At 66.0% G+C, this 20,246-nt stretch carries 20 protein-coding genes; 10 read left to right on the top strand and 10 right to left on the bottom strand.

The window, feature by feature from the left end:
- Nucleotides 1-86: 86 nt before the first annotated feature.
- Nucleotides 87-710 (bottom strand): gamma-glutamylcyclotransferase, encoded by a 624-nt coding sequence (locus tag JAO75_RS23060; RefSeq protein WP_199051556.1) that lies wholly within the window; start codon nt 708-710, stop codon nt 87-89.
- A gap of 171 nt (nt 711-881) precedes the next feature.
- Here JAO75_RS23060 and JAO75_RS23065 point away from each other — a divergent pair, with 171 nt between their 5' ends.
- Nucleotides 882-1,379 (top strand): MmcB family DNA repair protein, encoded by a 498-nt coding sequence (locus JAO75_RS23065; RefSeq protein WP_199051557.1) that lies wholly within the window; start codon nt 882-884, stop codon nt 1,377-1,379.
- A gap of 124 nt (nt 1,380-1,503) precedes the next feature.
- A complete protein-coding gene (locus JAO75_RS23070) occupies nt 1,504-2,046 on the top strand; it encodes a DUF6790 family protein (protein ID WP_199051558.1) in 543 nt (180 codons plus the stop codon).
- Nucleotides 2,047-2,061: 15 nt separating this feature from the next.
- On the opposite strand, the gene JAO75_RS23075 is transcribed toward JAO75_RS23070, so the two are convergent.
- Nucleotides 2,062-2,619 carry an ActR/PrrA/RegA family redox response regulator transcription factor gene (locus tag JAO75_RS23075; RefSeq protein WP_199051559.1) on the bottom strand — a complete coding sequence of 186 codons (558 nt, stop codon included), beginning with the start codon at nt 2,617-2,619 and terminating at the stop codon, nt 2,062-2,064.
- Nucleotides 2,620-2,701: 82 nt separating this feature from the next.
- A complete protein-coding gene (locus JAO75_RS23080; protein WP_199051560.1) occupies nt 2,702-4,057 on the bottom strand; it encodes an ActS/PrrB/RegB family redox-sensitive histidine kinase in 1,356 nt (451 codons plus the stop codon).
- A gap of 252 nt (nt 4,058-4,309) precedes the next feature.
- On the opposite strand from JAO75_RS23080, the gene JAO75_RS23085 reads away from it, so the two are divergent.
- The 3 genes from JAO75_RS23085 (at nt 4,310) to JAO75_RS23095 (ending at nt 7,702) form a co-directional block, all read left to right on the top strand.
- A complete protein-coding gene (locus tag JAO75_RS23085; protein ID WP_199051561.1) occupies nt 4,310-5,572 on the top strand; it encodes a polyhydroxyalkanoate depolymerase in 1,263 nt (420 codons plus the stop codon).
- Between the two features lie 76 nt (nt 5,573-5,648).
- Entirely contained in the window at nt 5,649-6,392 is a 744-nt protein-coding gene (locus JAO75_RS23090; protein ID WP_199051562.1) for a M48 family metallopeptidase, read from the top strand.
- A gap of 116 nt (nt 6,393-6,508) precedes the next feature.
- Entirely contained in the window at nt 6,509-7,702 is a 1,194-nt protein-coding gene (locus JAO75_RS23095; protein ID WP_199051563.1) for a multidrug effflux MFS transporter, read from the top strand.
- Here the strand turns inward: JAO75_RS23095 and JAO75_RS23100 are convergent.
- The gene (locus tag JAO75_RS23100; protein WP_199051564.1) at nt 7,699-8,034 is read right to left on the bottom strand and encodes a DUF1330 domain-containing protein; all 336 of its coding nucleotides are present in this window, start codon (nt 8,032-8,034) and stop codon (nt 7,699-7,701) included. The genes JAO75_RS23095 and JAO75_RS23100 overlap by 4 nt on opposite strands.
- A gap of 164 nt (nt 8,035-8,198) precedes the next feature.
- The gene (locus JAO75_RS23105) at nt 8,199-10,319 is read right to left on the bottom strand and encodes a transglycosylase domain-containing protein (RefSeq protein ID WP_343234682.1); all 2,121 of its coding nucleotides are present in this window, start codon (nt 10,317-10,319) and stop codon (nt 8,199-8,201) included.
- A gap of 147 nt (nt 10,320-10,466) precedes the next feature.
- Here JAO75_RS23105 and JAO75_RS23110 point away from each other — a divergent pair, with 147 nt between their 5' ends.
- Complete coding sequence (locus JAO75_RS23110) at nt 10,467-11,780, top strand: cation:proton antiporter (RefSeq protein ID WP_199051566.1); 1,314 nt, start codon at nt 10,467-10,469, stop codon at nt 11,778-11,780.
- Between the two features lie 33 nt (nt 11,781-11,813).
- On the opposite strand, the gene JAO75_RS23115 is transcribed toward JAO75_RS23110, so the two are convergent.
- From JAO75_RS23115 to JAO75_RS23125, 3 genes are all read right to left on the bottom strand, one after another.
- On the bottom strand, nt 11,814-12,086 hold the full coding sequence (locus JAO75_RS23115; RefSeq protein WP_199051567.1) for a DUF4242 domain-containing protein: 273 nt from the start codon (nt 12,084-12,086) through the stop codon (nt 11,814-11,816).
- 121 nt (nt 12,087-12,207) lie between these two features.
- Entirely contained in the window at nt 12,208-13,647 is a 1,440-nt protein-coding gene (locus tag JAO75_RS23120) for a UdgX family uracil-DNA binding protein (RefSeq protein WP_199051568.1), read from the bottom strand.
- A 127-nt stretch (nt 13,648-13,774) separates the two neighbouring features.
- On the bottom strand, nt 13,775-14,989 hold the full coding sequence (locus JAO75_RS23125) for a putative DNA modification/repair radical SAM protein (protein WP_199051569.1): 1,215 nt from the start codon (nt 14,987-14,989) through the stop codon (nt 13,775-13,777).
- A 411-nt stretch (nt 14,990-15,400) separates the two neighbouring features.
- Here JAO75_RS23125 and JAO75_RS23130 point away from each other — a divergent pair, with 411 nt between their 5' ends.
- From JAO75_RS23130 to JAO75_RS23140, 3 genes are read left to right on the top strand one after another with little or no spacing between them, the layout of a single operon-like run.
- Nucleotides 15,401-15,946: a TRAP transporter small permease gene (locus tag JAO75_RS23130; protein ID WP_199051570.1), complete on the top strand. Its 546-nt coding sequence runs from the start codon at nt 15,401-15,403 to the stop codon at nt 15,944-15,946.
- Between the two features lie 3 nt (nt 15,947-15,949).
- A complete protein-coding gene (locus JAO75_RS23135; RefSeq protein WP_199051571.1) occupies nt 15,950-17,266 on the top strand; it encodes a TRAP transporter large permease in 1,317 nt (438 codons plus the stop codon).
- Between the two features lie 31 nt (nt 17,267-17,297).
- The gene (locus JAO75_RS23140; protein ID WP_199051572.1) at nt 17,298-18,281 is read left to right on the top strand and encodes a TRAP transporter substrate-binding protein; all 984 of its coding nucleotides are present in this window, start codon (nt 17,298-17,300) and stop codon (nt 18,279-18,281) included.
- Nucleotides 18,282-18,503: 222 nt separating this feature from the next.
- Here JAO75_RS23140 and JAO75_RS23145 read toward each other — a convergent pair whose 3' ends face one another.
- Nucleotides 18,504-18,926 (bottom strand): OsmC family protein, encoded by a 423-nt coding sequence (locus JAO75_RS23145; RefSeq protein WP_199051573.1) that lies wholly within the window; start codon nt 18,924-18,926, stop codon nt 18,504-18,506.
- 143 nt (nt 18,927-19,069) lie between these two features.
- Between JAO75_RS23145 and JAO75_RS23150 the strand changes: the two genes are divergently transcribed.
- Nucleotides 19,070-19,603, top strand: coding sequence for a GNAT family N-acetyltransferase (locus JAO75_RS23150; RefSeq protein WP_199051574.1), 534 nt, complete (start codon nt 19,070-19,072; stop codon nt 19,601-19,603).
- 26 nt (nt 19,604-19,629) lie between these two features.
- Here the strand turns inward: JAO75_RS23150 and JAO75_RS23155 are convergent, their stop codons facing one another.
- Nucleotides 19,630-20,214, bottom strand: coding sequence for a DUF2239 family protein (locus JAO75_RS23155; protein ID WP_425523217.1), 585 nt, complete (start codon nt 20,212-20,214; stop codon nt 19,630-19,632).
- Between the last annotated feature and the right edge of the window lie 32 nt (nt 20,215-20,246).

Here is a 20,246-nt window from a genome sequence, read left to right on the forward strand (position 1 = left end):
CCAGGCAAATGCGGTGCATGGCGGCCTCCCGGCTCCCACACCCCAGCATACCACACAACTTCCGACGTTGTACTTAGAGCCAGGACTCAAAGGTTCGCCGCTGCCCTTTGCCCGACCATGTCCATTCGCGTCTGCAAGCTCTCCAGGTAGGGATCGACGACGCCGGCATCGCGGAAGGCCCGGACGGTTTCGTCCAGATAGGCCCGGTTGGTGCCCGCCGGCCCTGAGCGCGTGGCGATGATGCCGGCTGTCTGCGCGGCATCGGTCTCGGGACGGTAGAAGGGCCCGGCCCGGTTCGTGTCGAATGTCAGGATCGTGCGGCGGCCCTGCGGGAGCGCGGCCTCGCGCCAGATCGGCTCGTAGCAGGGAAAGCGCATCTCCTGACGCCAGACGGCGCTCAGGCCCTCGCGCAGATTCGTCTCGGCGATCCGGTAGGCGAGCCCGTCGCAACCGTCCGCCGGCTCCAGCCCGAGCACCAGGCCGGGAGCCTGGGCCGTGCCCCGGTTGAAGCTGTCGCGGAGGCAGAACGAACGCCGGAACCCGGGCAGCCTCGCCCTGGCGCGTTCATCGCAGGCGAAGGGAGGATCGGCCGCGAGAATCCCGTAGACGAAGAGCCAGACGCCGCCTTCGCCGTCGGGACGCGAATCGAGAGCCGCGTCGATGGAAGCCTGCAGAGCCGCTTCGTCGCGGGCCTGAACGGGAAGTGCCATGGAGAACCTGGAAAGCATAGGGATTATGTGGGGAGGGCCGAAGACCGTGTGGCAACGCGGGGTTATCTGCGCCGTTCCGGCGCCCGGTTCACGTTTCCGAGGGGGCCGGGGAGGCAGAAAACGCGACAACGCAGCCGTTGCGGGACGCCGACGAGCGGCTACCCTGGATCCATGTCCGATTCGCCTGCAGCCCTTTCCCGTCCCATCGTCCTGCCCGCCGACGGGCGCCAGTCGCCCGTGGCGGCCGGGGTTCAGCGCGGGGTGCGCCGCCTGTTCTCGCAACTGGGCCACGTCAGCCTGCCGGAATTCACCCTCGCCAATGGCCGCCGCGCCGACCTCATCGCGCTCGCGCCCGACGGGGCGCTCACCATCGTCGAGATCAAATCGAGCGTGGCCGATTTCCGCGCCGACCGGAAATGGCCCGACTACGAGGATTTCTGCGACCGGTTCTACTTCGCCGTGCCGGAAACCGTGCCCTTCGACATCCTGCCGGAGGATCGCGGTCTGATCATCGCCGACAGCTTCGGGGCGGCGATCCTGCGCGAGGCCTCGCACCACCCGCTGGCCGGCGCGCGCCGCAAGGCCGTGACCCTGCGCTTCGCGCACGCGGCCGCATCCCTGCTGCACGCGCTGGCCGATCCGGACAGGATCGCGGACGGACGGCTTTGATCGCTTGCACCGTCATTCCGGCTTGTGTCTCGCGAGCCGACCCGGAACGAGAGTGCAAGGGGGATTTACTTCAGGCCATGCTTCGCCCTAATTCCTAGGCCAGACGGATTGCAGCGAGGCGACCATGGAGCAGGCCATCAGGTTTCTGTTCAGCAACTTCACGCTGACGCTTTTCGTGGCCGGGCTCTTGGCATCGCTTGTCGCCTTGTTGCGCCGCCCGCGCCCCTGGGGCGGCGCCACCGTCCTTGAGGCCCTGCTGTCCTGGTTCCTGTTCTTCTCGCTCGGGGTCAGCTTCCTCTACAACTTCGTCATGCACGTCTTCTTTTCCGACGTGGCCGCCTCATTCATCGGATGGCAGACCAGCCCGTTCCAGAAGGAAGTCGGGTTCGCGAGCCTCGGCTTTTCCGTCGTAGGGTTCCTGGCCTTCAAGGGCAGCGAGGGTATGCGCCTCGCCGCGCTTGTTGGCCCGGCATGCTTCCTGTGGGGTGCCGCGGCCGGGCACGTGGTGCAGATGGTGGAGGCACACAACTACGCGCCCGGCAATGCGGGAGCCATCTTCTACACGGACATTCTGCTGCCGGTCTTCGGGTTAGCCTTGCTCTGGCTGCGGCACCGCGCCGTCGCACTTCCGCAGGCGGGCATGCGAAGTCCCGCTTTCTCCCGCTGATCGGAGCTGTCGAGATTAGCGCGGCGCGCGCTTGGCGAGGATGCGCTGCAGGGTCCGGCGGTGCATGTTGAGACGCCGGGCCGTCTCCGAGACGTTGCGGCCGCACAGCTCGTAGACCCGCTGAATGTGCTCCCAACGCACCCGGTCGGCCGACATGGGATTTTCCGGCGGAAGCGCCCGCTCGCCCGGCTGGGCCATGAGAGCGGCGTGGATCTCGTCCGCGTCGGCGGGCTTCGCGAGGTAGTCGAACGCACCCATCTTCACCGCCGTCACGGCGGTGGCGATGTTGCCGTAGCCGGTGAGGATGACGCCGCGGGCGTCGGGGCGGCGGTTCTTCAGGCGCTCGATCACGTCGAGGCCATTGCCGTCGCCGAGGCGCATGTCGATCACCGCGAAGGCCGGCGGTTCGTTTTCGATGGCTGCAATGCCGTCCGCCACGCTTTCGGCCACGCGAACCTGATAGCCGCGGCCTTCCATGGCGCGCGCCAGACGGGTCGAGAACGGCCGGTCGTCGTCGACGATCAAGAGACTCTTGTCGGCGCGATCTTCGAATGCGGCAGGCGCATCGGCCATCAGAACATCTCCTTGCATCTTAAGGATTTTCCCCTCTTGAAGCGAGCCTGATCGGCTCCCCTCTCATATGGGAATTGATCCCCTAATCTTTGAGAGGCTCCACCGAACCTCCCTGCGGCGAAATTGCCGCACCTCGTTCAAACGCCTGACGCGGCCAAACGATCCGCGCGATGGCGCCCGAAGCCGGCGGGGCGGCGTTCGTGAGGGTCAGTTCGGCCCCCGACCGCTCCACCAAGGTCTTGGCGATGAACAGGCCGAGACCCAGTCCTCCGCCCTCCTCGCTGTCCTCCGTCCGCTCGGCGGCGCTGCGCGTCGTGACGTAGGGCTCGCCGACCCTGAGCAGGATATCGGGCGCGTAACCGGGGCCGTCATCCCGGATCTCGATGAAAACCTCGTGAGGAGACCAGCAGGCCTCGATCGTCACCTGGCTCTCGGCAAAGTCCGTGGCGTTGTCGAGGATGTTGGAGAGGCCGTAGATTACCCCCGGGTTGCGGCGGCCCATGGGTTCCGGGCCGTCGCCCTTGGTGATCACCTTCACGTCGAAGCCCACCGCCCGCTGGGGCTCGACGATGTCCTCCACCAGGTGGCTGAGCGAAACGGTCTCCAGAAATTCTCCCCCGTCTTCCTCGTCCATGGAGGTGAGCTTCGTGAGGATCGTGCGGCAGCGCTCCACCTGCTCCTGCAGGAGCCTCAGGTCCTCGCCCACCGGGCCGTCCTTGGGCAGGGCATGGCCAAGCTCTTTGGTGACCAGCGCGATGGTGGCGAGCGGCGTGCCGAGCTCGTGGGCGGCCGCCGCCGCCAGACCGTCGAGCTGGGACAGGTGCTGCTCGCGGGCCAGCACCAGCTCGGTGGCGGCGAGCGCCTGGGCGAGCTGGCGGGCCTCCTCGGCCACCCGCCAGGCATAGATGCCGGTAAAGGCCGTGCCGAGCAGGATCGCGGTCCAGATCCCCGTCACATAGAGGAAGGGCAGCGAGAAGGTCTGCCCGGGAAACCAGGGCAGGGGCCGATGGGCCAGCACGAGAAAGGTCGCGCAGCCCACAGCCAGGAGCCCGAGCCCCAGGGTCCGCTCCGGCGTGAGCGCCGTGGCTGAGATGAGCACGGGCGCCAGGAACAGCATGGCGAAGGGATTTTCGAGCCCGCCGGTCAGGTAGAGAAGGCCTGCGAGCTGCAGGATGTCGAAGGCGAGGAGCGCCGTGGCGACGTTGTCGCTGAGCCGGTGGCTTGCCGGATACTGGATGCGCAGCAGCAGGTTGACCCAGACCGAGGCGAAGATCACCAGGAGGCACAGGGCGAAGGGCAGGGGGAAGCCGAGGCCGAAGCGCACCCCGATCACCGCCGCGGACTGCCCCGCGACGGCCAGCCACCGGAGGCGGACCAGGGTGTCGAGGCGCAGGTGCCGGGCGTGGTGGGTCAGGGTCTTCGGTTCGATCCGGGACATCCCCGAACAGAATAGGGCCGTCCCCCGGTTCGCCAAGCAGCCGGTTTCAGCCTATTTTCCTATTTCTCGATTTCCGCCTCGCCCCGCAACCTCCGGGCAATGCTCCGGAACCAAAGTATGGTGCCCCTTTTTGCAGTGGACCGACAAGTTTGTTGCAATAGGCTCAAGGAACTTTAATCTTAAAATTACGGTTGAGGATAAAGCCTACTGCATTGTGCGAGAACCAGGCGCCCGGCCGTTGGGGACTGTTAGATGAATTTTTCTTATGTTTGGTACGATACCGCGCACTGGCTTTTGAGCCCCGCCCGCGCAGCCTCCGATTTGACGAAGCATTTCTTTGATAATCCTGGCAATCCGCTCACCAACACCCCTTACGGCCGCACCGTTTCCGCCGCCTGCGAGTTGTTCGAACGCACCACCCGCCGCTACGGCAAGCCCGCCTTCGGCCTGCCCACCACCGTGATCGACGGCGAGGAGGTGGCGGTGACGGAGCGAATCGTCTGGGAACGCCCCTTCTGCCGAATCATCTCCTTCGTGCGGGACCACCCCGAAGCCAAGAGCCAGCCCAAGCTCCTGATCGTGGCGCCCATGTCCGGCCACTACGCCACGCTCCTGCGCGGCACGGTGGAGACCTTCCTGCCGACCCATCAGGTGATGATCACCGACTGGACCGATGCCCGCATGGTGCCGCTGGCCGAAGGGCGCTTTGATCTCGACGACTACATCGACTACGTCAAAGACCTGTGCCGCGCCTTCGGCCCGGACCTGCACCTGATGGCCGTGTGCCAGCCGGCGGTTCCGGTGATCGCTGCGGTGGCCCGCCTCGAGGCCGAGAACGACCCCTGCATTCCCCGCTCCATGACCCTCATGGGCGGCCCCATCGACACCCGCCGCTCCCCCACGGCCGTGAACAGGCTGGCCGAGGAGCGCGGCATCGAATGGTTCGAGCGCCACTGCATCACCAAGGTGCCGCCGTCCCATCCGGGCTTCTGGCGCGATGTCTATCCGGGTTTCCAGCAGCTCTCCGGCTTCATGGCCATGAACATCGACCGGCACCTGACCGCCCATTGGGACATGTTCAACCACCTGGTGGAGGGCGACGGCGATTCCGCCGAGAAGCACCGGGAGTTCTATGACGAGTATCTCGCCGTCATGGACCTGACCGCGGAGTTCTACCTCCAGACCGTCGAGAAGGTGTTCGTGAACCACGAACTGCCCAAGGGCGAGATGATGCACCGGGACCAGCCGGTGGACCTCATGTCCATCCGCCGCTGCGCCATCATGGCGGTCGAAGGCGAGCGGGACGACATTTCGGGCGTGGGCCAGACCCTCGCCGCCCTCGAGTTGACCCCCAACCTGTCCTCCGACAAGAAGCTCTATCATCTGCAGGCCAAGGTCGGTCACTATGGCGTCTTCAACGGTTCTCGGTTCCGGTCTCAGATCGCTCCTCGAATCGCTGAATTCATTGAGACTCACGATCGAGAACCAGCCCGGACAAAGGCGTCAAGAGCCTGAGCCTGTTCTTGATACGTTCTTAGGAGCGGCAAACGGCTGCGCTGACAGAATCGGCGTGACAGGGCAGATTGCGGACATGAAATCCGCCCTGTTTCGCCGCGTCCCTGCGGACCCGCCACATCTCAAGGTTCTGCACGAGGGCCAAGCCTTCAAGGTGGCCCTCAAGCGCCGTCCCACGGCCAAGCGGATCACCCTGCGTGTCTCCAACGCGACCGGCGAGGTCGTGCTGTCGATCCCCGAGCGCACCGACGTGGGGCTGGCCCAGAAATTCGCCGACAGCCACAGCCAGTGGATCGCCACCCGGCTTGCCAAGGTGCCGGAGCGGGTGATCTTCGAGCCGGGCGCGGTGGTGCCCGTTCGCGGCGTCCTCCACCGGATCGTCCACTGGTCCTCGATCCGCGGTGTGACCCAGGCCGGCCGCGGCAGCGCGGGCGAGCCGATCATCGCCGTGGCCGGAGAGGCCTCCCATGTGGCCCGCCGGGTGCGGGACTTCCTCGAGGCGGAGGCCAGGAAGGATTTTGCCGCCGCAGTGAGGAAGCATACGGCCCAGCTTGGCGTCTCGGCCAAGCGCATCACCGTGCGCGACACCAAGAGCCGCTGGGGCTCCTGCTCGGCCAACGGGGCGCTCAACTTCTCCTGGCGCCTGATCATGGCCCCGCCCTTCGTGCTCGATTACCTCGCCGCCCACGAGGTCGCGCACCTGCGCGAGCTCAACCACTCGCACCGCTTCTGGAAGATCACGCACCAGCTCTGCCCGCGCACCGACGAGGCGGAAGCCTGGCTCAAGACCTACGGCAGCGCCCTGCACCGGATCGGGTGAAGGGTTCTCCCTCTCCCGCACGGGAGAGGGGATGACGCGAGCAGCTATTTCTGAAGGTGACACACCCGTCGTTTCGGCTTAGTCCCACCTGTCACCATCGCTGCTGTCCCAAAGAAATGCTCAAGCCCGACACGCTCGCCCTCACCGTCGTCCTGGCGCTGCTCACCGCGCTCGGGCCCCTCTCGACGGACATGTACCTGCCGTCGCTGCCGGCCATCGCGTCGGGGCTCGGAGCGACCACCGGCCAGACGCAGCTCACGCTGTCGGCCTTCCTTCTCGGCTTTGCGGCCGGCCAGTTCTTCTACGGGCCGATCTCCGACCGGATCGGGAGGAAGCCCGTGCTGCTCTTCGGGCTCGGGCTCTTCACCCTGGCGAGCCTGATCTGCGCCTTCGCGCCCAACATCGAGACCCTGATCGGCGCGCGCTTCCTTCAGGCGCTGGGCGCATCAGGACCCATCGTGCTCGGGCGCGCCATCGTGCGCGACTTCTACGAGGGGCCGCGGGCCGGGCGGGAATTATCGCGCATGGGCACGATCATGGGCGTGGTGCCGGCGGCCGCCCCGATCCTCGGCGGCGTGATCGAGCGCGTCTCCGGGTGGCGTGTGACCTTCGCGGTCATGATCCTGTTCGGCATCGCCATGGCGGCCGTCATCAGCCTGCGCATGCCCGAGAGCATTCGGAAGAAATCGGACGTGCCCGTCTCCTTCGGGGCGATCCTGCGCGGCTTCCACGTGCTGCTCGGCCATCCGGGCTACCGCACCTATGTGGGCCTCTCCATGCTCACCTATGGCGGGCTCTTCGCCTTCATCTCCGGCTCGTCTTTCGTGCTGCAGCAGATCTACGGCCTCGACGAGTTGTCCTACGCTTTCTCCTTCACCTTCGTGGTGATGGGCTTCATCGGCGGAACGTACCTCGCGCAGCATCTCGTGGGCCGGCGCGGCCTCGACGGCACGATCCAACTCGGCGTCACGTGCCTTGCCATCGGCGGCGCCGCCATGCTGGCCCTGGTGCTCTCCGGCGTGCCCTCGTCGCTCAGCATCAGCGCCCCGATGGCGATCTACGGCATCGGGGTCGGGCTCACCATGCCGCAATCCATGGCCTCGGCGCTGATGCCCTTCCCGGAGCGTGCCGGTGCGGCCTCGTCGCTGCTCGGCATCTGCCAGATGACTTTTGCTGCCGTCGTGGGAATCCTGCTCGGGCGCAATCTCGACGCTTCGGCGATCCCGCTTCCCGCCACCATCGCCACCACGGGCGTGCTGGCGCTCGGCCTCTTTCTGGCAACGGGCCGGGCGCGGAGCAAGGCCGCCTAAACCGTCGGCAGGCCGGCGAGCACGTCGGTGGCCTTGTGGTCGTCCGTGACGCCATCGATGAGGAAGACGTCGCCTCGTGAATTCCGGGTGCGCAGAGGCAGGATCCGCCGATAGGCCGGAGAGGCGTACCACGCGTGGGCGCTCGCCTTGTCCGGAAAAGCGATCACGATCAGGTCGCCCGACCAGGAGCCTTCCAGCACATCCACGGGGCCGCCATGGACGATGAAGCGGCCGCCGAAGGGTTCGAGCGTCGCGTCGATGCGGTTGAGATATTCGACGATGTCGGGACCGACATTCACATCGTGCAGGTGACCGACGGCATAGGCAGGCATGACAGGCTCCTTCTTTCGATGAAGGGAGCATGCCGTGTGGGGAGAGGGCTGGCGATTACGTGCGGGGTAATGGTCTGCGAATTTGTCTGAACCGATCCGTTGTCATTCTGGGGCGCCGCAGCGGAGCCCGGAATGACAATGTGGAGAATTGGAGACCTGGCGCCTCAAAGCCCGAACAGCTTCTCGAAGAAGTTCTTTTCGCGGCTGGCGCGCCGCTGGGGCGCGGGCTGAACCCAGCTGCTTTCGGTGCCCGCATTGGCGTAGCGCGGCGCGCCACCGGCGCCGGCGACGGGAACGTCCGACGGGGTGCGCATGCGCTCGAGGCCGGGCAGCGGCACGGGCTGCTGGTCCTTGAGGGCAACCGTCATGAAGTTGTGCCAGACTTCCGTCGGCAGGTTGCCGCCGGTCACGCGCTTGGTGAGCGCGCCGTCGTCGTTGCCGAGCCAGACGCCGGCCACGAGATTGCCGGAGAAGCCCACGAACCAGGCATCCTTGTAGTCGTCGGTGGTTCCGGTCTTGCCCGCGAGGGTCCAGCCGGGAATCTGCGCCTTCTGGGCGGTGCCGATGACGAAGGTGTTGTGCATCATGTCGTTCATCATCGCGACGATTCCGGGATCGATGACGCGCCCGAGGCCGCCCGAGCCCGGGCGCTTGTAGATGAGCTTGCCGTCGGCGGTCTTCACCTGGGTGATCACGTAAGGCGTGACGCCGATGCCGCCATTGGCGAAGGCCGCGTAGGCGCTGACCAGTTCGAGCGGGGTCACCTCGGACGTGCCCAGCGCCAGCGAGCCGTTGGCCTGGAGCGGCGAGGCGACGCCGAGGCGCTGCGCGGTCTGCGCCACGGCCTTGGGCCCGACCTCCATGTTGAGCTTGACCGCGATGGTGTTGAGCGAGAGCGCCAGCGCATCGCGGATCGTGACCGGCCCACGATATTTGCGGTCGTAGTTCTTGGGCGCCCAGCCCTTGTAGGCCACGGGGGCGTCCTCCATCACCATGTCGGGCGTGTAGCCCCGCTCCATGGCGGCGAGATAGACGAAGGGTTTGAAGGATGAGCCGGGCTGCCGGCGGGCCGCGATGGCCCGGTTGAACTGGCTCGTCTCGTAATTGCGGCCGCCGACCAGGGCCTTCACGGCCCCGTCCGGCTGCATGGCCACGACGGCGCCCTGGCTCACGTTGAATTTCTGGCCCTTGGCGTTGAGCTCTTCCACCAGCACGCGCTCGGCCGCGGATTGCAGCGCAGGCTCCACGGTGGTCGACACCACGATGTCGGACTCGACGGTGCCGACGAAATCGTCGAGCACGTCCATCACGTAATCGGCCGCGTAGTTGGCCGAGCCGGCACCGTGCGGGCGCACGGACTCGGCGGGTGCGCCGAGCGCCGTCTTGGTCATGCCCGGGGTGATGAAGCCGAGGTCGTTCATGGCCGCGATCACGAGCTCCGCGCGGGCCTGCGCCCGCTCCGGGTAGCGGTTGGGCGCAAGGCGCGACGGAGACTGGACGAGGCCTGCGAGCACCGCGGCTTCCGAGAGGGAGACGTTGCGCGCCGACTTGCCGTAATAGCGCTGGGCGGCGGCCTCGACTCCGTAGGCGCCGGCGCCGAAATACACCCGGTTGAGATAGAGCTCGAGGAGCTGGTCCTTCGAGTAGTTGCGCTCGAGCCAGAGCGCCAGGATGGCCTCCTGGATCTTGCGCGAGGCGGTGCGCTCCTGGGTCAGGAACAGGTTCTTGGCGAGCTGCTGCGTCAGGGTCGAGCCGCCCTGCAGGCCGCCGCTGTTGCTCAGGTTGCGGTAGACCGCGCGGGCGATGCCGATGGGGTCGATGCCGAAATGGTCGTAGAAGCGCCGGTCCTCGATGGCGACGAAGGCCTTGGGCAGGTAGGGCGGCAGCTCCTTGAGCACCACCGTGCGCCCGCCCGTCTCGCCGCGATTCGCGAGAAACGAGCCGTCGCTGGCCAGGATGGCGATATTCGGCGGGCGCTTGGGCACCGCGAGCTGGTCGATGGGCGGAAGCTGCGAGGCGTAATAGGCCACGATGCCGCCGACGCCGATCACGCCCCACAGGCAGAGCACGAGCCCGGCATAGACCAGCTTGCTGAACAGCGAGCGTCCGCCGCGGCGTTTGGCTTTCTTGGGCCGCGAAGGCCTGCCGCCGCCCTGTCCAGAAGCTCGCCTGCGCGCCATCGTTCCCCCTGCCCGATCCTCGGGCGAGAGGCGAAAATCCAGCTCCCCCGCTTGCCCAGCGGGCGCATCGAACACCGGCTCGCGCCGGTCACGTCCGTTCGCCACGTCTTTCAAACCCCGCACTGAGATGGCCGGTACGATCCGGCCTTTCATGCTCTGAGGCACCCTAAATGTGGCGGTTTAAGGGGCGGTTAACGGGGATTAACCCCTGGCTGGCTGGAACTGCCGAGTCTGGCCCGCGTTCGCTGCCTTATGAGCGCTTACATCCTCGTCCTGACCGGGTTCGGAGCCCTTGTGCTTCTGACCGCATGGCTCCCCATGCTCCTGAAGGAGCTGCCGCTGTCCCTGCCGATCTTCTGCGTCGGCCTGGGGGCGGCGATCTTCTCCATTCCGTACGTGCCCGGCATCGCTCCGCATCCCCAGGAGCATCTGGCGCTCACCGAACGGCTGACGGAGTTCATCGTGATCATCGCGCTCATGGGCGCGGGGCTGAAGCTCGACCGGCCCCTGGCCTGGGCCACATGCGCCCTGACCTGGCGCCTGCTCGGCATTGCCATGCCGCTCACCATCGCGGCCCTGGCGATCCTCGGTCACACCCTGCTCGGGCTCGGGGCCGCCACGGCGATCCTGCTGGCGGCTTCGCTCGCCCCCACCGATCCGGTTCTGGCGAGCGACGTGCAGGTCGGGCCGCCGCGGGAGGGCATGGAGGACGAGGTCCGCTTCACCCTGACGTCAGAGGCCGGCCTCAACGACGGGCTGGCCTTTCCCTTCGTGAATCTTGCCGTCGCCCTCGCGCTTGCGAGCCAGACCGGCGAGCCCTGGCTCGTCAACTGGCTGAGCGTGGACGTGGTCTGGAAGCTCGCCGCGGGACTGGCCATGGGCTGGGTCGTGGGGCGGATCCTCGGATGGCTGACCTTCCGGCTTCCCAATCGCGCCAAGCTCTCCCGCACCGGCGACGGCTTCCTGGCCCTGGGCATCACCTGCCTGGCCTATGGCCTGACCGAAATCATTCACGGCTACGGCTTTCTCGCCGTCTTCGTGGCGGCGCTCGGCCTGCGGTCTATGGAACGCAACCACGAATACCACGAGAAGCTGCACGACTTCGTGGAGCAGCTCGAGCGACTGCTCATGATGGTGCTTCTCGTCATCTTCGGCGGCGCCCTAGCGGATGGCGGCCTCCTCATCCTGAACTGGCAGGTCGTCCTCTATGCCTTCCTGACGATCTTTCTGGTGCGGCCCCTGATCGGATGGATCAGCCTTCTTGGGCGCGACCAGAAATGGGACGAGAAGGCGGTGATCAGCTTCTTCGGCATCCGCGGCCTCGGCTCGGCCTATTACCTCGCCTACGGGCTCAATCACGCCTCGTTCGAGGAGCCGAATCTGCTGTGGGGCACCATGGGGATGATCGTGCTGATCTCCATCGTGCTGCACGGAACCACCGTGACACCCATCATGCGGCACCTCGACCGGCAGCGGCAGAGGAGCGGCAATGCGGTGGATCCTACAGGCCCGAGCGGGCGGGAAGCGGCGCCTGCTCCCGCCGTGTCGAGCCACCGCACCGGATAGATCCTCTGCCGGCGCCGCTGACGGGCCGCCAGCCTAATCCGCCGTCGTCGGGTCGATCATCGTGCGGACCTGCGAGATGCTGTCCGCCGGAAATCCCGCCTTCCGGGCGTGCTCGCGGATCATCCCCTCATCTGGCGCCCTGTAGACGCAGTAGATCTTGTCGTCCGTAACGTAGCTGTGGACCCATTGGATCTCGGGTCCCAGCTCGCGCAGGGTATCGCACGAAGTTCTGGAGGCCTGCTGCAGGTCCGCAGCAGACAGATTGCCCACGTTCGGCATGTTTCGCTCGATCACGAATTGCGGCATGACCCTTTCGCCGGCGGCCCGGCGCCTCCCTTGGCCGAACCAAAGCGGCTCCGGCGCCGGTCAGGGTCTGCTCATGGGGAAGGCGTGGCAACTCCCCAAGAGGGGTAGGTCGAGCCTCTGCCTATTCGGCTGCCAGCGGCAACTCGCCCGTTTCCAGATTGGCCTGAGCCAGATCGTGGATGCGGCGCAGGTCGCCCAAGAACGCCTCGTAGGCCTCGCGCTTCGTGGCCTCGTCCGGCAGGCGCAGCAGATAGCTCGGATGCACGGTGATGTAGCCCTCGTAAGGGCCGAACTTTGCACGACCGCGTGAGCGGGTGATCGGCGTCGCCTTGCCGGAGAGCGCTAGGGCGGCTGTCGCGCCGAGCGCCACCACGAGCTTGGGCCGGACCAGCTCCAGCTCCTTCATCAGCCAGGGCCGGTAGTGCTTCACCTCGCCTGTGGTGGGCTTTGCGTGGATGCGCCGGTGGCCGCGCTGCTCGAACTTGAAATGCTTCACCGCATTGGTGAGATAGGCCTGTTCGCGCTCGATCCCTGCTTCCCGCATGGCCTTGGCGAGAAGCTTGCCGGCCGGTCCCACGAAGGGCCGCCCTTGCAGATCTTCCTGGTCGCCCGGCTGTTCGCCGACGAACACGATCTCCGCATGATGCGGGCCTTCGCCGAAGACGGCCTGCGTGGCGCCGGGCACCAGCGGCCCCGCCTTGGCGATGATGGCGTTGAGCTCTTCAAGTGTCTTCGGTTCCTGATCCCACATGGCCTCAATGGCGCGTTCAGGCGTGCGTTTGGCAGGCATCGTCGCCTCCTGTTCGATCATCCTTTCAACGCGCTGGGCGGCGGTTTGGATCAGGCCGGGAATGGCGGCCGTCTCGGGCATGTTGCGCCAGTACTTCTTCGGCATCTCGGCCCGCATGGCCGTGGGGTTCACCCGCGCCGGGTTGAACACGCTCTCGTAGTAGCCGCGCCAGCCCTCCTCGAAGCTGTCCTCCTCGGGAGCATCCTCGCGCTGCGCCGGCGGGCCGAAGGCGAGCTGATGCCGGTCCCAGCGTGCGGAGCCGATGGGCGTGAGGATCGTCCAGTCCATGGAGCGGAAGCGGTCGACGAAGAAGGGCGCGGCCGCCTCGAGAATATAGTGCTCCGGCTCGAACCAAGCGGCGAAGCGTTCAAGCTCTCCCTGCATCCGGCGGAAGCGCACGAAGGCGTGCATCTTGTGCAGGTCGCGCCGCACGGAGCGGGCCATCAGGTCGATGCGGTGGACCAGCGGGTCGCTCGCGACCTCCAACAGATCGCGCTCGCCGTTCAGCACGCGCCAGACGAGCCCATAGAGCAGGGCGTAGCGCTCGGGATCTTGGTGGCAGACCACCTGCTCGATCAGCCGCGACACGCCTTTCGGAATCGACACCGGCGGCGCGTCTGTGACCGTCTCGTCGCCGAAGAGACCCGGTGCATCGTCGATGGCGAACACCACATGCTGCGGCGCCAGCTCCTCGGCGATCAGCCAGCGCACAGCTTTGCGGAAGCCGTGGAGATCCGCGCCGTTTTTCAGGGTGATGCGGTGGAAGGTCATCAATTCTCTCCGGTGTCATTCCCGGCCGGAGCGCAGCGGAGGGGAAGGGAATCCATCGCACTGAGCATGGTCGTGGATCCCCTTCCCGGTCCTGCGGACCGCCGGGGATGACAAAGGGCAGGCATGCTCATACGAACAGGCTCAGCTGCTCGGGCTTCTCGATCAGCCGCTCGCGCAGGTCGAGCTTGTCGAGCCTGGCTCTCGGGTGATGATCGGCCGTGATGAGGAAGGGCTTGGCGCGCTTGAGCCCGGAGGTGAGGCGGGCGACATCCTCCAGGCGCAGAGTCGTGTGCTTGCGCGCCACCACGATCTTGTCGACGGCCCGGGCGCCGAGGCCCGGCACGCGCAGCAGCAACTCGCGCTCGGCCCGGTTCACGTCGACCGGGAAGCGGTGGCGGTTCTTGAGCGCCCAGGCGAGCTTCGGGTCGACGTCGAGATCAAGCATGCCCTTCTCGGCCGAGGATGCGATCTCGTCCACGTCGAAGCCGTAATAGCGCAGCAGCCAATCGGCCTGATAGAGCCTGCTCTCGCGCATGAGCGGCGGCGATTTCAGGGGCAGGATCGCGCTCGAGTCCGGGATCGGGCTGAAGGCGGAGTAATAGACGCGCTTCATGGCATAATGGCCGTAGAGCTTGGCCGATGTGCGCAACACATCCGCGTCCGTCGTCTCGTCCGCGCCCACGATCATCTGCGTGGTCTGGCCGGCGGGTGAGAAATGGCGCCGCTCCTCGCGCGCCTCCTCGATGCGCTCGAACATCTGCGCCATGGCGGTCTCGATGGAGGCACCGTCCTTCTCGGGCGCCAGTTGCTCCAGGCTGCGTTCGGTGGGCAGTTCGAGGTTGATCGACAGGCGGTCGGCCCACAACCCCGCCTCCTCGATGAGCCAGGGGCTCGCCTCGGGAATGGTCTTCAGGTGGATGTAGCCGCGAAAGCCGTGATCGCGCCGCAGCTTCTTCGCCACCAGGATCATCTGCTCCATGGTGTAATCGGGCGAGCGGATGATGCCCGACGAGAGAAACAGGCCCTCGATGTAGTTGCGCTTGTAGAACTCGACCGTGAGCGTCACCACCTCGTCGACCGAGAACTTCGCCCGCTTCACGTTGGACGAGCGCCGGTTCACGCAATAGGCGCAGTCGAACAGGCAATAGTTCGTCAGCAGGATCTTGAGCAGCGATACGCAGCGCCCGTCCGGCGTGTAGGCGTGGCAGATGCCGGCGCCGACCGTCGAGCCCAGGCCCCCCACATCGGCCTTGCGCTTGGGCGCGCCGGAGGAGGAGCAGGAGGCGTCGTACTTGGCCGCGTCCGCCAGGATGCGCAGCTTCTTCGAAAGCTTCTCGTCCATGGGATCTTTCGGGGTCTTCCGCAGAATTGTTCGTGTTTTGTTCTAGCATGAAGATGGGGCGCTGGCGAGGGTTCAGGGAGGGGGCGGGAGGTCGCATGAGGGGAAAGTTTGCCGTCATGCCGGACGAAGCGCAGCGAAGATCCGGGATCGGGTGCAGGATGAAACGCGGGTGACCCTCCCCCATCCAGATCGGGTGTTCCCGATCTGGACATTCCTCGTGCTCAAGTCGGAAACATCCGACTTGAGTGCAGGGGAGGGTGGCGAACGGAGTGAGCCGGGAGAGGGCAGGTGGCACTATCCGCGAGCAGAAACGGTGCAAGCTTGTGCATTCAATCCCAGACAGGCCCTTGCCCTTACCCGCCGTGACGGTAAGCTCAGCCTGCGCATGACGACCGGGAGAGAACGCTTCGCATGATCAGAACCTTGCTCGACGGTCTCTATCTGTTCGCCGGATATCTGGCAGGCCTTTTCCTGATCGTGATTTTTCTCCTGATGATGACCCTCTCGCTCGGGCGCGAGTTCGGGATCAACGTCCCGGCGGGCGACGACTACGCGGCCTGGTCCATGGCCGCGATGGCTTTCCTGGGCCTCGCCCACACCTTCCGATCCGGCGAGCTGATCCGCATCGGGCTGGTGCTCGAACGGCTGCCTGCCGGCGCACGGCGCGGCGTCGAGATCCTGTGCCTTCTCGTTGGTACGGCGGTGATCGGGTTCTTCGCCTGGTACGCGGTGCACATGACCTATGACAGCTGGCGCTTCAACGACATGTCCCAAGGCGCTGTCGCGGTGCCGCTCTGGTTTCCCCAGCTCGGCTACGCGATCGGCCTGACGATCCTCGCGGTCGCGTTCATCGACGAACTCGTGCACGTCCTGAAGGGGCGTGCCCCGCGCTACGAGAAGCCGCGGGCGGAAACGCCGGAGGAGATCGTCACCCGTGCAGCCGAGAGCGGGCTCTAAGCGATGTTTCCAGATCTCGGCCTCGTCACCACCGCCGTCATCCTCTTAGGCTTGCTCATCGGTCTCCTGGCCTTCGGCATCTGGATCGGCATCGCGCTGCTCATCGTGGGCTTTGCCGCCATCGTCATGGTCACGCCCGTGCCGATCGGGCCGGTGCTCGCCACCACGGTCTGGTCGAGTTCCGCCTCCTGGTCGCTCGCGGCGCTTCCGCTCTTCATCTGGATGGGCGAGATTCTCTTCCGCACGCGTCTGTCCGAGCAGATGTTTTTGGGCCTCGCCCCCTGGCTCAACTGGCTGCCCGGGCGCCTGCTGCACGTGAACGTGGTGGGCTGCGGCGTGTTCGCGGCGGTGTCGGGCTCGTCGGCCGCCACTTGCGCGACCATCGGCAAGATCGCGCTGCCGGAATTGAAGAAGCGCGGCTACGACGACCTGATGAGCCTCGGGAGCCTCGCCGGCTCCGGCACCCTCGGGCTTCTGATCCCGCCGTCGATTCCCATGGTGGTCTATGCCATCGCGGCGAACGTCTCGGTGATTCAGGTCTTCCTCGCCGGCTTCCTGCCGGGCCTTCTCGTGATGGCGCTCTATTCCGGCTACATCCTGCTCTGGTCGGCCCTCAACCCGAGGAAGTCGCCGCCGCCCGAGCCGAGGACGAGCTTCGGCTTCAAGCTGCGGAGTTCGGCGAAGCTGATGCCGGTCCTGCTGCTGATCGCCTTCATCTTCTGCGCGCTCATCTTCGGCTGGGCGACGGCCACCGAATGCGCCGCCTGGGGCGTGACCGGCGCCCTCATTCTCGCCTGGTGGTCGGGCACGCTCACCTGGGCGACGTTCCGCGAAAGTCTGTTGAGCGCCACGCGGCTGACCGTCACGATCATGCTGATCCTGGCGGGCGCCGCCTTCACCACGGCCGCCATGGCCTATACGGGCATTCCCGCAGCGCTCGCCGCCTGGGTCGAGTCGCTGCAGCTCTCGCCCTATGTGCTGATCGCGGCGCTCACGGTCATGTATATCCTGCTCGGCTGCCTCATCGACGGCATCTCGATGATCGTGCTCACCACCGTGGTGGTGCTGCCCATGATCAAGCAGGCCGGGTTCGACCTGATCTGGTTCGGCGTCTTCCTCATCATCCTGGTGGAGATGGCGCAGATCACCCCGCCGGTCGGCTTCAACCTCTTCGTGCTGCAGAACATGAGCGGGCGCGACAGCTTCACCGTCGCACGGTCGGCGCTGCCCTTCTTTTTCCTGCTCGTTGCAGCAGTTGTCATCATCACGGCTTTTCCGGACATCGCGCTGTGGCTGCCACGGCTTGCCTTTCCGGGATAGGATCCAACATAACGAGAGGGAGAAGGATCACATGAAGCATATGACACGACTGGGTCTCAGCCTCGCCGGCGCGCTGCTGATGGCGGCCCCCGCCATGGCGCAGACCAAGTGGAACCTGCCGGCCGCCTATCCGGCCGACAACTTCCACACCGAGAACCTCACCCAGTTCTCCAAGGACGTGGCGGACGCGACCGGCGGCAAGCTGCAGATCACCGTTCACCCCAACGCCTCGCTCTTCAAGGCGCCGGAGATCAAGCGCGCGGTGCAGACCGGCCAGGCGCAGGCCGGCGAGGTGCTGATGTCCCTGCACGAGAACGAGGATCCGCTCTACGGCCTCGACGTTGTGCCTTTCCTCGCCACCTCCTTCGACCAGTCGAAGAAGCTGTGGGACGTTCAGCGCCCGGCCATCGACAAGAAGCTCGAAAGCCAGGGCCTCAAGCTGCTCTTCGCCGTGCCGTGGCCGCCTCAAGGAATTTTCGCCAAGCAGGAGATCAACAAGGTCGAGGACCTGAAGGGCGTGAAGTGGCGCGCCTACAACGTGGGCACCGCGCGCATCGCCGAGATCGTCGGCGCGCAGCCCGTGACCGTGCAGGCCGCTGAACTGCCGCAGGCGCTCGCCACCGGCGTGGTCACCACCTTCATGACCTCCGGCGCGACCGGCTACGACGCGAAGGTGTGGGAATCGCTCTCCCACTTCTACGACACGCAGGCCTGGATCCCGAAGAACATGACCTTCGTCAACAAGGCCGCGTTCGACGCCCTCGACAAGCCCACCCAGGAGGCCATCCTCAAGGCCGCCAAGACGGCCGAGGAGCGCGGCTGGCAGACGGCTCAGGAGAAGACCAAGTGGTATCTCGAGCAGCTGGCCAAGAACGGCATGAAGGTGCAGCCGCCGAGCCCGGAACTGAAGACCGGGCTTCAGAAGGTCGGCGAGCAGCTCACCGCGGACTGGCTGAAGAAGGCCGGCAACGAGGGGCAGGCCATCGTCGATGCCTACAAGAAGGCCGGTTCGTAGGGTGAAAGACGCTCCGTGTCATTCCCGGCCGGAGCGCAGCGGAGGGGAAGGGAATCCACACTACCCCTCCGCGCTATGGATCCCCTTCCCGGCCTGCGGCCGCCGGGGATGACACCCACCACGTCATGGCCGGGCTTGTCCCGGCCATCTCGCTTGTATGGAGCGTCGCGCCTCATGCAATCGAGATCACCGGCACAAAGCCGGTGATGCCGACACTGAAACTCAAGCCAGCGTGAAATCCATCGTGATCTCGGCGTTGAGCACCTTCGACACCGGGCAGTTCTTCTCCGCCGCGCGCGCGAGTTCCTCGAACTTGGCCCGGTCGATCCCCGGCACGTTGGCGTTGAGGGTCAGGGCCGATTTCTTGATCGCGAAGCCGCTGCCTTCCTGCTCGAGGGAAACCACCGCTTCCGTCGCGAGCTCGTTCGGCGTGAAGCCTGCGCCCTGGAGCTGGAAGGCGAGCGCCATGGTGAAGCAGCCCGCATGCGCCGCGGCGATCAGCTCCTCCGGGTTCGTGCCCTTCTCGTTCTCGAAACGGGTCTTGAAGGAATAGGGCGTCGAGGACAGGACGCCGGAATCCGAGGTGAGATGGCCGGTGCCTTCCTTGCCCGTGCCCTGCCAGACGGCTCTTGCCTTGCGGTTCATGCTGGTCTCCTCTTTGTGCGTGGGGTTGGTGATCTAGGACAGGAGGCACCAGCCTCCAGACCTTGCCCCTGCAAAGCCGGCTTGTACCTTGCATGACTGCCTTGTATGCCGTGACCTGTATATCGTTGCGACCAGAGAAGCTCATGTCACATTCCACCCCCGTTGGAACCGTCCCTCTCCTCGATACGGAACGTCTCACCCTGCGCGAGCACCGCCTCGGCGATTTCAATGACTATTTCGCCCTCTGGACGAATCCGGAGGTGATCCGCTTCATCGGCGGCAGGCCTTCGTCCCGAGAGGAGGTATGGGCTCGCCTGCTGCGCAATATTGGGCATTGGGCGTCGCTCGGTTTCGGCTACTGGGCCATTGTCGAGAAGGAGACCGGCCGCTTCCTCGGTGAAGCGGGCTTCGCCGATTACAGGCGTGAGATCGAGCCGTCGCTCGACGACATGCCGGAGATCGGCTGGGCGCTCGCGCCCCATGCTCACGGCAAGGGCTACGCGACGGAAGCCGTGCGCGCCGCCATCGCCTGGGGCAGTGTGCACGGCTTCCGTCGCACGGCCTGCATCATCGCTCCTGAAAACGGGCCGTCCATTCGCGTGGCGGAAAAATGCGGCTACCGCGAGTTCTGCCGCACGACCTACAAGGACAAGCCGACGATCATGTTCACGCGCTAGAGGCCGCTTCGTTCGCCCAAGCGGTTCTATGCGTCGCTCGCGAAGGCGGAGGCGGCAAGCCTCTCGGCATGATCGCGGACATCCTTGGGCCAGAGCCGGATCAGAGCCATGAACAGTTTCCGGTCCCCGGCGAAGAGCGCGCGCGAGGCCTCCTCGAAGCCCGCTTCGTCACCGGCAAGCGTCGACATGAACCGGTAGAGAACCTCCTGAGCCTGCCGCACCCGGTCCTTCGACTCGTTGCTGCGCCGGGCCTCCTCGACCAGCTTGCGCAGGGCCACGGAGGCGCCTCCGGGCTGGGCATTGAGCCATTCCCAGTGCCGCGGGAGCAGGGTGACTTCGCGGGCCACGACACCGAGCTTGGGCCGGCCCGGTCCCCGGGCTTCCTGCTTGCCGGACGGTTGCTCCAGCCGCTTCACCACATCCTCAGCCGTTCCGCGCCAGTCGATATCGACGACCCGACAGGTTCCGTCGTCGAGGATCAGAATCGAGGTGCCTTCGTCCTCGTCGAGGGAGGCCTTGGCCTTTGCCGCGACCGTCGCGAGATCGCCCGACGCGATCCGGCGCATTCCCGCGAAGGCCGTGTAGGTTTGGTTTTCGTCAGCCATGGTCATCCCTTGCAGCAACAAGCACGGCAGGGTTTTAC

The sequence above is a fragment of the Microvirga splendida genome (assembly GCF_016427565.1).
Taxonomy (GTDB): Bacteria; Pseudomonadota; Alphaproteobacteria; order Rhizobiales; family Beijerinckiaceae; genus Microvirga; species Microvirga splendida.